We start from the raw sequence: 12,301 nt of genomic DNA, 5'->3' as shown, positions 1-12,301 counted from the left end.
CAAAAAGGAACGGGTGCCGGCTTAGCTGGCGATCATCGACTGGGCGACGCTCGCGAGCTCCTCGGCGTCGGCGCCGTGGAGTCGCTCGTCGCCCAGCTTCAGGCGCAGGCGCGGGCGGCCAACGTCGATGGGCACCTTCTCGGTGTCGATCAGACCGAGCTCCTCGAGTCGGGTCTTCGTCCGGGAGAACGTCGCTTTCGAGGCGATCCCTACGTCCTCGCCCCACTTGCTGATGTCGTAGAGCAGCACGTCGTTCTTGGCGGCGACCAGCAGCGAGATGGTCACCTCGTCGAGCCCGTCGCCGTCGCCGCGGGCGGTCTCGAGCGAGCTCAACACGGTGTCGAAGTCCTCGCGGGACTGATCGCCGATATCGGCCGCCATCGTCTCACGGACGCGCGAGATCGCGGGGTCCGGAGGTTGTACGTCTCGGCCGCATCGAAGCGCTCGCTGTAGTTGTCGTGGGCGAGTGCGACGAACTCCTCGTCGTCGGTCGCCAGCCCCGCGACGGCGTCGCCCGCGGTGACGATCGCGACGGTGCGATCCTCGGTCACCAGCAGCGCGTTGTCGGTTTCCTCGTCGAGGTTCCGGAGCTCGAGGCTGCCAGCCTCGACCAGGTCGGCGGCGTTGCTCGCGACGAGGAAGTCGTCCATCACGTCTTTCAGCATGCGTTCGTCCGCTAGTACCTTCACCGTCGGGAGCTCGCCCTCGAACTCGGTGCCGAGTGCGATCAGCGCTTCGATCGCTTCCGCCGACGGATCGACGAACAGGAGTTCGTCGCCGGCGTTTTCGAAGCTCTCCCGGAGGATATCCTCGATTTCCTCGCCGAGTAAATTCGAACTCATTACTGGTAGAGTATATGCGTCACACGGTATTTAATATTAACGGGAATATCGCCGTCTCAGCCCTTCTAACGGAAGTTACTTCTCTATTAATTCGTGAAATCAACGTCGCTGCGTGCTGTGTGTATCTAACGTAACTCTTTTTACAATAGCCCCGGTGCACGTACTATGGCACCACACAACGTGGTTTCGGAAGCCAGTGCTCGAATCGGTGGAGTCGTCTCGCGTCACCCACGACTCGTCGCCGTCTTGCTGGCGGCAGTGGTGTTTCTCGCGCTTCAGGACGGGGCGATGGCGGTCGACGGGACGCTGGCGGAGCCGACCGCCGAGGGGTCCGTCGACTTCGGCCCCGACCCGGACCAGGATTAGTGGTCGATCTGGCTCTCGGCGAGTTCGTCGGCGAGCGCTGACGACCAGTGGATGTCGCCGCGGTAGATGACGGGGAACTCGCCGCGGCGGAGGAACGGGACGAGCGTTGTCGCGTCCATCTCGAACGTTCGATCGTTGCCAAGTAGCATCGGTCGGTCCGCTCGGTCGAGGTTGACGTACGCTCGCGCCCCGGCCCGCGCCGGTGGCAGCATCCCGTAGGTCAGCGAGAACCCGTCGTCGGTGTGAACCAGTTCGGCCTGGGCGCCGACGACCGTCTCCGTCTGGGCGAGAACGTGGGTGCCGTCGCCGACGACGGCGTAATCTTTGCCCATGATCACTCGCCGCCGGGCGAGTTCGAGCGCGCGTTCGATCGCGTAGCCGTGGACCACCAGCCGGGCGAACATCGTCCCGACTTTCGCGGCGTGGCTGTCGAGCACTTTCTCGAACGTGACCGCGCCGGCGACGCTGCCTTTCCGGACCAGCTCCCGGCCCTCCTCGTAGGAGCCACAGGCGTTCAGGAAGAACGTCTGCGCCCGCGAGCGATCGACCGAGGAGACGGAGAGCGTGCCGTCCGGACAGCGCAGCCCCGAGGGCTCACAGTGGCCGACGAAGTGGAGCAGGTCGTGGTGGCGCTCGATCGTCCGGGCGAGCTCCGCCGTCGTCAGCCACTCGCGCACGTCGATGTCGATGTTGAGCCGTTCGGCCCGGCGCCGGTAGATGTCGGCGGCGCGGGAGTGTTCCTCGCTCATCTCGGACTCGTTGAGCACCGCGACCACCGAGATCGCCTCGTCGGATCGCTCCCGGTAGATCGACCGGTTCTCGTACGCCGCCGGGTGCGTTTTGAACGTATCGAGCGCGACGCCGTCGGCGAGCCAGCCGTGGTACCGGCTCGGGCCGAGGTCGGCGTTCCGGAGTTCGACCGGCTCGGGGGCCGTCTCGCCGTCCCGGTAGAACGCTGACAGGGAGCTATCCAGCCGATCCTCGTCGCTCAGCGGGCTGCTCCGCGGGGTGAACAGCTGCGGCACGTCCTCGAGCAGGTACGGGAGACACCGAACGTACTCCTCGCTGGGCTCGACGTACAGCGAGAGGTGCCACTCCGGCATCGTCGCCTCGACGGGGTCGAGGTCGACCCCGCGGTACGCCAGCAGGCGCTCGGCGATACTGGCGTCGTAGAGCGCATCGGCGTCGATCGCGAGACTGTCGAGCAGGTCGGTCTCGATCGTGTTCGCGTCGTAGGGGCCCGCGGTTCGGACGAGGCAGTCGAGCCAGAACGTCCGGCGCAGCAGCGATGCCACCCGCTGTTCGTACGCCCGTCCCGTGCCGAGGCCGACCCGCTCGTCCGCGGCTCGAAGCGTCGGCTCGGCGCCGTCGGCGACGGTCACCTCGGCGCCGAGATAGTGGGCGAGCGGGGCGGCCGGCAGCAGCGCCGACAAAGATCGGGGGAGCCGGAGTTCGATCCCGGTGTCGGGAACCTGCTCCCGAACGGTGTCGGGAATCTCGGTGCGGTCGCCGAAGCGGAGCCGCGGCGGGCGCGTCCGCATCGAACTGAACGACCGATCGGCCGTCGTCGACTGAAACGCCGCCGGAAACGTCGACAGTGCCGTCGCCACCCCGACGGCGTCGGCGGCACGGTCACCGACGACTCCGGAGTGCCGGTCCGGCTGCGGAACCCCAGACAGACCGCCGTCGGCGCCGGGAACGAGAGCACCAGTCGGTCGAACTCCGGTTGTGCGAGGCTGAACTCGCCGTTGACGCGGACGTACGCCCGGACCGGCGCCGCGATCCGGATCTCGTAGGCGCCCGCGGGAAACGAGATCGGCCCCTCGCGGCCGCCAATCGTCGTCGACTCCCCGGTGTCGACCTCGGTGACGGAGGCGAACGCCGGCGGGAACTCGAGTCGGTCGGTCCGGCCGGTGACGGCGGCGTCGACGGGCGGATCGAGCGCTGGCGCGGTCGCTGTCGGCGCCCACCCGTCGGCCGCGACGCGAACGCTCGTTTTGGCTTCGTCGACGGCGCGAACGCCGTCGTCGTCGCACTCGACCTCCATGTTCGGTCTGCCGGAAGGTACCCGTCAGCCGCTAAATCTCTGTCGGGGCAAATCGACCGGCGATCGCTCCTGCCCCTGCCGATGATGGTGAAACCGCCGGGATCCGCGTCGCTTCGCCCCCTGGTGTCACGGCTCGCGCGGACCGATACACCAGCAACGTGGGACGCCGACAGTCAGGCTTAACCCGGAAGTGGTCCGCGGTGTGGGTATGCAGCACGACCACGTCCGGGGGTCGACCCCGAGATCGCCGACGCGCTCGAAGCCGAGACCGACCGGCAGCGGGACACGCTCACGCTCATCGCCAGCGAGAACCACGTCTCCGAGGCCGTGATGGACGCCCAGGGCAGCACGCTCACCAACAAGTACGCCGAGGGCTACCCCGGCCAGCGCTACTACGGCGGCTGTGAACACGCCGACACCGTCGAGGAGTTGGCGATCGACCGCGCGAAGGAGCTCTGGGGCGCCGAACACGTCAACGTCCAGCCCCACTCCGGCTCGCAGGCTAACATGGCGGTGTACATCGCCGCGCTGGAGCCCGGCGACAAGATTCTGAGTCTCGATCTGACCCACGGCGGCCACCTCAGCCACGGCCACCACGCGAACTTCGTCGGCGAGCACTTCGAGGTGCAGCATTACGAGTGCGACGACGAGACGGGCTACGTCGACTACGAGGGGCTCCGCGAGCAGGCCGAGCAGTTCGACCCCGACATGATCGTCTCGGGCTACTCCGCCTACCCCCGCGAGGTCGAGTGGGAGCGCATCCAGTCGGCCGCGGCGGCCGTCGACGCGCTTCATCTCGCGGACATCGCCCACATCACCGGGCTCGTTGCCGCGGGTGAACACGATTCGCCGGTCGGGATCGCCGACTTCGTCACCGGTTCCACGCACAAAACCATCCGTGCCGGCCGCGGCGGGATGGTGATGTGTGGCGAGGAGTGGGCCGAGGCCGTCGACAAGGCGGTCATCCCGGGGATGCAGGGCGGCCCGCTGATGCACAACATCGCCGGCAAGGCCGTCGGCTTCAAGGAGGCGCTCACCCCCGAGTTCGAGGAGTACGCCGCGCGGGTCGTGACCAACGCCGAAGCGATGGCGGAGCGACTCCGTGAGCGCGGGCTCGACCTCGTTTCGGGCGGCACCGACACCCATCTCGTGCTCGCGGACCTCCGGCCGTCCCACCCGACACCACCGGGAAGGACGTCGAGGGGGCGCTGGAGGAGACCGGCATCGTCCTCAACGCCAACACGGTGCCCGGCGAGACGCGCTCGCCGTTCAACCCCTCCGGGATCCGCGTCGGGACGCCCGCGATCACCACGCGGGGGTTCACCGCCAGCGACTGCCGGACCGTCGCCGACTGCATCGCCGACGTGGTCGACGCGCCCGAGGACGAGGCGGTGCTGGCCGCCGTCTCCGAGACGGTCGACGAACTGACCGAGAAACACCCACTTTACGAGTAGCGATACAGAGCGGACGCCTTTATTTACCGGGACCCACTGGAGACAGTAGATGAGTCAGAGCCTCCGCTGGATCGGGTCGTCTGACCCACCGTCCGTCGTCACCCGTCTCGCGGATCGACACGGGTGGACGGTTCGGACGACGAATCCGGGGACGGCGTCGCTGCCGCGACCACTGCGGCGTCGGTCGCGATCCTCGTCGGCGACGACACCGGCGTCGATTTCGACCGACTGCGTGCGACGGTCGCCGAGACGCCGATCGCGTACTGTCCCGCCACCACGACGGCCGACGGGGTGGCCGCGGCGGCCGGTGCCGACTTCGTCCTGCCCCAGGATGCCACGGCCTGGGGTGTCGATGCGCTCGACGAGCAGCTCTCCGTGGCCCGAGCCACCGACGCTCCCGTCGTCTCCGATGGCAGCGGGGCGATGGATGGGAACCTGCGTGAGAGCGACGAGACGGCGGATATCCGTCGGGAGCACGAGCGGCTGTGGACGCTGTTCGAGAACCTCCCAGACCCGGTTGTCGACGCCGAGCACGTCGGCGAGGGGCCCGTGATCCGCGCGGCGAACGACGCCTTCAGCGAGGTGTTCGACTGCGACCGCGGGGCGATCGCCGGCTGCCGGATCGACGAAGTGCTGACCTCGCCCGGGGAGGCGGTCGCCGGAAACACGCCGCCCGAAGAGATCAACGAGCAGGTCCGGGAGGGTGAGGTGACCGGAGCGAAAGTCCGCCGGGAGACCGCAAACGGCGCGCGGACGTTCCTGTTCCGCGGGATCCCCTACGCCGAGAACGGCACCGTCAGAGCGTTCGGCATCTACACCGACGTGACGGAGATCGAGCGCCGAGAGCGTCACGTGAAGGTGCTCGACCGGCTCCTCCGGCACAACCTTCGGAACGATCTCGGCGTGGTGATCGGCCGGGCCGAGAACGTGATCGACCGGACCGACGACCCCGTGATCGAGGAGGAAGCGACCTCGCTCATCCAGGCCGCCGACCGCCTGATCGGCCTCAGCAACACCGCCAAGCGGATCCGTCGGATCATCGAGAACCCGGTGGACGAGCGGTCGCGGACCGAACTCCCGAAGCTGCTGGACTCTGTTGCCGACGACGCCCGCGATCGGTTCCCCCGGGCGACGATCGACGCTGCGGCCGACGACGCCGATCTGGCCGTGTTGGCCACGTCGGACCTGCGGCTCGCGCTGGAGGAGCTGGTCGAGAACGCCGTGGTCCACGGCAGTGACACGCCGACCGTCGAACTCCGGGCCGAGCCGTACGACGCGGCGCCCGAGGAGTGGGTCGACCTGCTCGTGATCGACGACGGGCCCGGCATTCCGGAGGCCGAACGCGCAGCCGTCACCGGCACCCGGGACATCACCCAGCTACAGCACGGCAGCGGGCTCGGCCTGTGGCTCGTCCGGTGGGCCGTCGAATCGGTCGGCGGCGACGTCGGCTTCGATCGCCGGGACGACCGGACCGTCGTCCGACTGCGAATCCGCCGGGCGACCGGGGAGTAATACACGTTCCTGTGTACTCACTCCTTCCCCGGAGCCTATCTATGCACGTATCCGAGGGTTGAAGTGCGCTCAGCCCGCCGCTTGAACCGTGAGCGAGGCCATCAAGCGGCGGGCTGACCGCGCCGACGTAATCGACGGCGAGGCGGTCGCCGCGCAGGTACGCGAGACGGTCGCCGAGACGGTCGAACGCCTCCAGTCGGCGGGGGTAACGCCGGGGCTGGCGACCGTGTTGATGAGCGACGATCCCGCGAGCGAGACGTACGTCCGGATGAAGCAGCGCGACTGCGCGGACGTGGGGATCGAGAGCCGGCACGTCGAACTCGACACCGACGCGCCGCAGTCGGAGCTGTTCGAGACGATCGAGGAGCTCAACGACGATCCGGCTATCGACGGGATCCTGATCCAGCGACCGCTGACCGACAGCGTCGACGAGCCGGCGGCGCTGCGCCGCGTCGACCCGGCGAAGGACGTCGACGGGTTCCACCCCGAGAACGTCGGCCGACTCGTCACTGGCGACCCGCGATTCGTCCCCTGCACGCCGCTGGGGATCCAGCGGCTGCTGGTCGAGGCCGGTGTGGAGCTCCCCGGCGCGGACGTGGTCGTCGTCGGGCGCTCGGAGCTAGTGGGGAAGCCGCTGGCGAACCTCCTGCTCAACCGCGGCGACGACGCGGACGCGACGGTGACGGTCTGTCACTCGAAGACCGACGACCTCGCGGCGCACACGGCCCGCGCGGACGTGGTGGTCGTCGCCGCGGGCGTGCCCGAACTCGTCACCGGCGAGATGCTCTCCTCGGGGTCGACAGTGATCGACGTGGGCATCAACGCGGTCGGCGAGGGTGACGATCGGAAACTGATCGGCGACGTGGACTACGAGAGCGCCTCGCAGGTCGTCGACGCCATCACGCCCGTCCCCGGCGGTGTCGGACCGATGACCCGGGCGATGCTGCTCAAGAACACGGTACAGGCTGCGGCTCGACAGGCGGACGTCGAGCTCGAAACGGAGTGACAGCGGTTTTTAGGCGGTAACGACCGTCACGGGCCCTTCGAAGTCGAGAATCACGCGCTGGGTCACGTCGCCAAAGATCGCCTTCCCGGTCGGCGACCGGCGTTCGCCCGTCATGAACACGTGGTCACAGCCGTGGTTCTCCGCGCCCTGCAGCACGGTCTCGGCCCGGTCGCCGACGGCGCCGGCGGTCTCGTACTCGATGTCGACGTCCTCCAGCATCTCGATGCCGATGTCGTTCGCGAAGCTCCGGGCGCCCTCGAGCGCCTGCCCGACGGAGTAGCTCACGTCGGCCTCCGGGATCGCCTCCAGCGCCTCCCGCTCGTCGGCGTACTCCTCCTCGCTGACGACACACAGCAGCGTGAGGCGGGCGTCGACGCCCGCCGCGAGCTCGCCGGCCTCTCGAATCAGATCTTTCGCTACTTCCTCGGGTCCCACGACAGCGAGTGCGTGTTCCATACCCGCCCATATGCAGGTCAGGGGATAAAACTGGGTGAAAACGTGCTACCACATGGCGAACAGGCGGCGCAGGTTACCCGACCGAGCGTGCGCCGCGCTCCCGCGAGGTGCCCGATCGGCGGCTTCTCAGACCATACGCCGACTGGTCGCGCTATCGGACTTCAACGTTCGCCCGGTCTCAGTCGAGGTCGTCGAGCCGCTGACGCGCGGTCGCGAGCGCTCCCTCCTCGCCGTCGAGATACCGTGCCAGGTCCCGGCAGGCGCGGACGAGCGACTCGACCGTTTCGGGCGGGAGATCGCCACCGAGCGCGCTGAGTCGTTTCTCCTGGTCCCGGATCCGGCCGAGCAGCCGCCGTGCGTCCTCGTCGGGGGCGTCGTCGAGGTACGTGGCCACGTCGTCGCGGTAGGCCTCGATGGCCGTCGCGTACGCGAGCCCTCGGGCGGGCGCAAACGCGTCGGGCACGTCGCCGGGCGCGGGGCGCTCCCCGCTGTCGGCGCCCCGCAGGAGGTCGAGGAGGTAGCCCTCCACGGCGTCTCGATCGTCGATGCTGCGGTCACCGCCGACGCGCTCGGCGCGGCGGTAGTCGGCCAGCGCCGCCCGAAGCTCCTGGATCGTGAGGAACGTGTCGTCGAGCGGCAGCAGCTCGCCCCCGCGGATGAAGCCTCGCTTGCGGAGGTACGCCCGACAGTCGGCTTCGACGTCCTCGGCGACGGCGGCGAGTTCGGCGCCGTCGCCGATCGCGCTCCGGTGGGGCGTGAGGTCGATCTCGGCGGGGCTGTCGGTGTGGCGTCGCCGTTCGTCGTCGACCGCGACGCTCCGGAGGCTCCCGCAGTCGGGACAGGCCGTCTCGCCCGTCTCGTAGTAGGACCAGCGCGTGCCGCAGTTCTTGCACTCGCGCTCGCCGCGGATCTTCATGGCTCGGTGTGTGGGCGCCGGCGGCAAAACGGCGGTGGTCGGCCGATCGGGCGCCTGCGGGTCGCTGGCACCCGCCCGTCAGCGATAAGTGGGCGGTCGCCCTACGCCGGTTCACGATGTCTTACCCGACATCCCTCGAGGATAGAGGAAGCCGTCAGCAGGCGGCTGATCGAGAAATCGGTCGGCGCTGAGACGGCCGACGGCGACGGACTGGTTCTGACGCTGCCGGACGGCGAGCACCGACTCTCCCGCGAGCAGGCGAGGCGGCTCCGTGACGAACTGACGGCGGCGCTGACGGGCCGGCAGGAGTTCGTCCGAACGGTGGGCGAACACCGACCGGACGGTAGCTACGTGGTCGCTCGGGCGAACGCGGACTCCGACGGCAACGCCAAGCAGTTCCGGGACTTCCGGGCGTTGGAACGCCTGTACGATCGACTCCCCGAGCGATTCGACGCGACAGCGGTCGGCGACGCCGCGGCCACCGGCGACGCGGTGGCTGTCTCGGGCACCCGCCGGCACCTGCTCGTCCGCCACTTCGCCGAACACCCCGGGTTCGACTGCGAACTGGTCGCCCAGCAGCCATTGACCGCGGAGAAGACAGCGGCCGCCGCGGGGGATGCCCCGCGTCGATCGCGCGTGGACGAGTCGGAGGTGGCGTCGACGCACTGAACAGCCACCGCGGGCCGACGATCACGCCGACTGCCGCGGCGTCAACGCTTTTCTCGCCGCCCGCCCAGCCGTGGTGTATGACGTTCTCCATCGTCGCGACGGAGGGAGATGCGATCGGCGTCGCGGTGCAGTCGAAGTTCGTCAGCGTCGGCTCGGTCGTCCCCTTCGCGGACGCCGAGGCGGGCGCCATCGCCACCCAGAGCTTCGCGAACGTCGCCTACGGCGCCGACGGGCTCGACCACCTCCGGAACGGACTCACCGCCGAGGAGACGATCGAGCGACTGACCGAGGCGGACGACGAGGCCGAGCGCCGCCAGGTCGGCGTCGTGGGCGCCGACGGCTCCGTCGCCGGCTTCACCGGCGAGGACTGCTTCGACACCGCACTCGACGTACAGGGCGAGAACTACACCGTCCAGGGGAACATTCTCGAGAACGAGGAGACGGTGACGGCGATGGCCGAGACGTTCGAGACCGCCGAGGGCGGCCTGCCCGAACGCCTGCTCGCGGCGCTGGAAGCCGGCGACGAGGCCGGCGGCGACAGCCGCGGCAAGCAGGCCGCGGCGATGTACGTCGTCAAGCCCGAGGGCGGCTACGACGGCGGGAACGACCGCTGGATCGACGTGCGCGTCGACGACCACGAGACGCCGATTCGGGAGCTCCGGCGGGTGTTCAAGCTGTACGACGTGACGCTGCTCGCCCGCGAGGAGCCCGACGAGCTCCGGGAGCTGACCGGCGAGACCGCAGCGGCCGTGGCGGAGACGTTGGCCGCGCTCGGCCATCTCGACGAGCGCGACGCGGAGGCCGTCACCGCCTTCGGCGACCCACAGACCGAGGCGCTGGAGGCGTTCCGCGGGATGAACAACTTCGAGAACCACTCGCTTGCGGTGATCGAGGATGCGCTCGCTCGCGGCTGGGACGACGCCGACGGCGCCGGCGAGGAGCGCATGGTCGACGCCATCTGGCACGGGCTGCAGCGACTGGAGCGGAAGTAGCGGAACGGGGATGTGCTCCGGGGGCGCCGTCACGCCCAAGCGCCCGCGGGCCCAACGGCGCCTATGCGCGACGAATCGGAGATCAGAGAGCAGTACGAGTTCCTGCAGGAACAGCTCGACAGCGAGGAGATGAACCACGAGTCCGTCCGAGAGATGTTCACGTACTACAAACGAGCCCTGGGCTGGGTGCTCGAGGAGGAGCACATCTGAGGACGTGTCGGTCTGCGAGCAACGCTACGTTTAAGGGGCCGATAGGCAAGTGTCGATGACGCTTCGTCTGGAGGGCCGAAGCGTCAGCGGGGACCGTTTCGGCGCCGGGCGCGAACGTTTTCTGTTCCGCCCGGCGCCTTCGTTTTCACCCGACACAGCCACGGCTACGTCGCCCGCCGATCGTTCGTCGCGCCGATATGTCGCCCAGACAGATCGGACCCGGGCAGGAGAAACCCGTCGTGGCGTGGGCGTCTACGGCCGAAACCGGCAGAATTTGCGCAATCTTTATGACCGTTCCAAAACAATGGTGACACATTCACATGCACGATCTCACCGGGTTCCAGCGCGACCTGCTCTACGTGATCGCCGGGAAAGACGAGCCCCACGGGCTCGCGATCAAAGAGGAGCTGGAGGGGTACTACGAGTCAGAGATCCACCACGGCCGGCTCTACCCGAACCTCGACACCCTGGTCGAGAAGGGGCTGGTAGAGAAAGGGCAACGGGACCGACGGACGAACTACTACACGCTGACCCGGCGTGGCAGTCGCGAGATCGAGGCTCGGCGGGAGTGGGAGGCGCAGTACGTCGACGTCGACTAACCCTGTCCCTGCGGCGCTGAGTCCGGTGACCCGTCCGCCCCCGTCGCCCCGTTTTCGCCCTCCACGGGTTCGGCTCCCCCGGCCTCGCCCTCCACACGCTCGTCGTCCCCGCTCTCGACCGTGCCGTAGCTGGGGTCGATCGCGTACGGTTTGATCGGCGACCCGTCGACGAGCTCCGGGAGGACGATGCGCGAGAAGTGGACCACGAACACCAACAGCATCGGCATCAGGAAGATTCCGTACCAGCCGAACAGCAGCGGCCCCAGCGTGTACGCGAGCATCAGCGCGCCGACGTGGAGCGACCGCCCGGAGACGTACGGCCGGAGCACCAGGTCCGGGATGGTGTCGACGATGACGAACGAGATGACGGCGAACGCGATCACGAACGCCAGCCCGCCGGCCGTGCCCGTGAGCAGCGACTGTACGAGCAGCAGCAACGCGACGGGGAAGTAGACGAGCTTCATCCCCACGACAGGGATCAAGCTCGCGATGCCGGCGAGCATCCCCACCAGCGCGGCCGCCGGGATCGAGATGCCCGGCGGGGCGAACACGTTCAGCACCGAGTAGGCGATCACGCCGATCGTGCCGGTCAAAATCGCGTTGAGGATGTTGCCGAAGAAGATGGAGTTGAAGTCCCGATCCACCGCAGTGGCGAAGCTCCGGACGGTGCCCTCGTCGTCGTCGAAGTGCCGTAAGAACCACCGGGCGAGCCGGTGATCCTCGCGGAGCAGGTAGAACGCCATCGCCAGCATCACGAACAGGTGGACGCCAGCGATTCCCAGCACGGCGACGGTGCCGAACGCTGACTCGACGGACTGTAGCACCTGCGAGAGATCCGCACCGGCCACCATCTCGGCGACGCCGTCCTGTAGCAGCCGTTCGGGGTCGGCGACACGGTCGATCAGCGCCGGGTCGATACCCAACTGATCGATGTCGACCGTGGTGCTGTGTGCGTACTTATCGAGCTCCTGGAGGACGATCGTAATCGCGTACGCGACCAGCATCAGCGCCGGGAGCACGAGCGCGAACAGCGACACGCCCGCCGCGAGACTGGGGCTGTCGAGTGCGCGCCGAAGCTGGCGGTAGATCGGTCGCGTGGCGTAGTAGACGAAGAGGCCGAACACGAGGGTGCCGACGAAGGAGTACGCGACGAACGTCAGTGCCCCAGCGAGGACGAGGCCGAACGCGCCCCACAGCAGTCGCCCTTTGTCGACCTCCGAGAGGTCCATACC

At 68.4% G+C, this 12,301-nt stretch carries 11 protein-coding genes and 2 pseudogenes; 8 read left to right on the top strand and 5 right to left on the bottom strand.

The genetic code is table 11. The features are described from left to right. Positions 1-21 precede the first annotated feature (21 nt). Positions 22-842, bottom strand: a pseudogene (tbsP, locus tag SY89_RS12560) (transcriptional regulator TbsP). A gap of 165 nt (positions 843-1,007) precedes the next feature. Here tbsP and SY89_RS12555 point away from each other — a divergent pair. Continuing rightward, on the top strand, positions 1,008-1,208 hold the full coding sequence (locus tag SY89_RS12555; RefSeq protein ID WP_054584475.1) for a hypothetical protein: 201 nt from the start codon (positions 1,008-1,010) through the stop codon (positions 1,206-1,208). On the opposite strand, the gene SY89_RS12550 is transcribed toward SY89_RS12555, so the two are convergent. Continuing rightward, on the bottom strand, positions 1,205-2,749 hold the full coding sequence (locus SY89_RS12550; RefSeq protein WP_144427220.1) for a hypothetical protein: 1,545 nt from the start codon (positions 2,747-2,749) through the stop codon (positions 1,205-1,207). The two genes, SY89_RS12555 and SY89_RS12550, sit on opposite strands and share 4 nt — an antisense overlap. A gap of 714 nt (positions 2,750-3,463) precedes the next feature. Here SY89_RS12550 and glyA point away from each other — a divergent pair. The 3 genes and pseudogenes from glyA to SY89_RS12530 all read left to right on the top strand — a co-directional run bounded on the left by glyA (position 3,464) and on the right by SY89_RS12530 (position 7,227). Continuing rightward, a pseudogene (glyA, locus tag SY89_RS12540) lies at positions 3,464-4,709 on the top strand (serine hydroxymethyltransferase). Positions 4,710-4,832: 123 nt separating this feature from the next. Continuing rightward, on the top strand, positions 4,833-6,221 hold the full coding sequence (locus SY89_RS12535; protein ID WP_054584472.1) for a sensor histidine kinase: 1,389 nt from the start codon (positions 4,833-4,835) through the stop codon (positions 6,219-6,221). A gap of 88 nt (positions 6,222-6,309) precedes the next feature. Further along, positions 6,310-7,227 (top strand): bifunctional 5,10-methylenetetrahydrofolate dehydrogenase/5,10-methenyltetrahydrofolate cyclohydrolase, encoded by a 918-nt coding sequence (locus SY89_RS12530; RefSeq protein WP_080506701.1) that lies wholly within the window; start codon positions 6,310-6,312, stop codon positions 7,225-7,227. A 9-nt stretch (positions 7,228-7,236) separates the two neighbouring features. Here SY89_RS12530 and SY89_RS12525 read toward each other — a convergent pair whose 3' ends face one another. Both SY89_RS12525 and SY89_RS12520 read right to left on the bottom strand, forming a co-directional pair. Then, on the bottom strand, positions 7,237-7,683 hold the full coding sequence (locus SY89_RS12525) for a universal stress protein (RefSeq protein WP_054584471.1): 447 nt from the start codon (positions 7,681-7,683) through the stop codon (positions 7,237-7,239). Between the two features lie 178 nt (positions 7,684-7,861). Continuing rightward, on the bottom strand, positions 7,862-8,599 hold the full coding sequence (locus SY89_RS12520) for a DUF7117 family protein (RefSeq protein ID WP_054584470.1): 738 nt from the start codon (positions 8,597-8,599) through the stop codon (positions 7,862-7,864). Between the two features lie 6 nt (positions 8,600-8,605). Here SY89_RS12520 and SY89_RS12515 point away from each other — a divergent pair, with 6 nt between their 5' ends. The 4 genes from SY89_RS12515 to SY89_RS12505 all read left to right on the top strand — a co-directional run bounded on the left by SY89_RS12515 (position 8,606) and on the right by SY89_RS12505 (position 11,069). After that, positions 8,606-9,268, top strand: a complete 663-nt coding sequence (locus SY89_RS12515) for a DUF7528 family protein (RefSeq protein WP_321163910.1) — start codon at positions 8,606-8,608, stop codon at positions 9,266-9,268. A 77-nt stretch (positions 9,269-9,345) separates the two neighbouring features. After that, positions 9,346-10,260, top strand: coding sequence for a DUF1028 domain-containing protein (locus SY89_RS12510; protein WP_054584469.1), 915 nt, complete (start codon positions 9,346-9,348; stop codon positions 10,258-10,260). A gap of 63 nt (positions 10,261-10,323) precedes the next feature. Continuing rightward, positions 10,324-10,470 carry a hypothetical protein gene (locus SY89_RS17355; protein ID WP_189319164.1) on the top strand — a complete coding sequence of 49 codons (147 nt, stop codon included), beginning with the start codon at positions 10,324-10,326 and terminating at the stop codon, positions 10,468-10,470. Positions 10,471-10,790: 320 nt separating this feature from the next. Beyond that, a complete protein-coding gene (locus tag SY89_RS12505; RefSeq protein WP_054584468.1) occupies positions 10,791-11,069 on the top strand; it encodes a PadR family transcriptional regulator in 279 nt (92 codons plus the stop codon). Here SY89_RS12505 and SY89_RS12500 read toward each other — a convergent pair. Continuing rightward, complete coding sequence (locus tag SY89_RS12500) at positions 11,066-12,298, bottom strand: AI-2E family transporter (RefSeq protein ID WP_054584467.1); 1,233 nt, start codon at positions 12,296-12,298, stop codon at positions 11,066-11,068. The two genes, SY89_RS12505 and SY89_RS12500, sit on opposite strands and share 4 nt — an antisense overlap. Between the last annotated feature and the right edge of the window lie 3 nt (positions 12,299-12,301).

The sequence above is a fragment of the Halolamina pelagica genome, assembly GCF_001307315.1.
GTDB classification, from domain to species: Archaea; Halobacteriota; Halobacteria; order Halobacteriales; family Haloferacaceae; genus Halolamina; species Halolamina pelagica_B.
The sequence above is the reverse complement of the archived record's forward strand: the minus strand, read 5'-3'. Positions and strand labels throughout refer to the sequence as shown.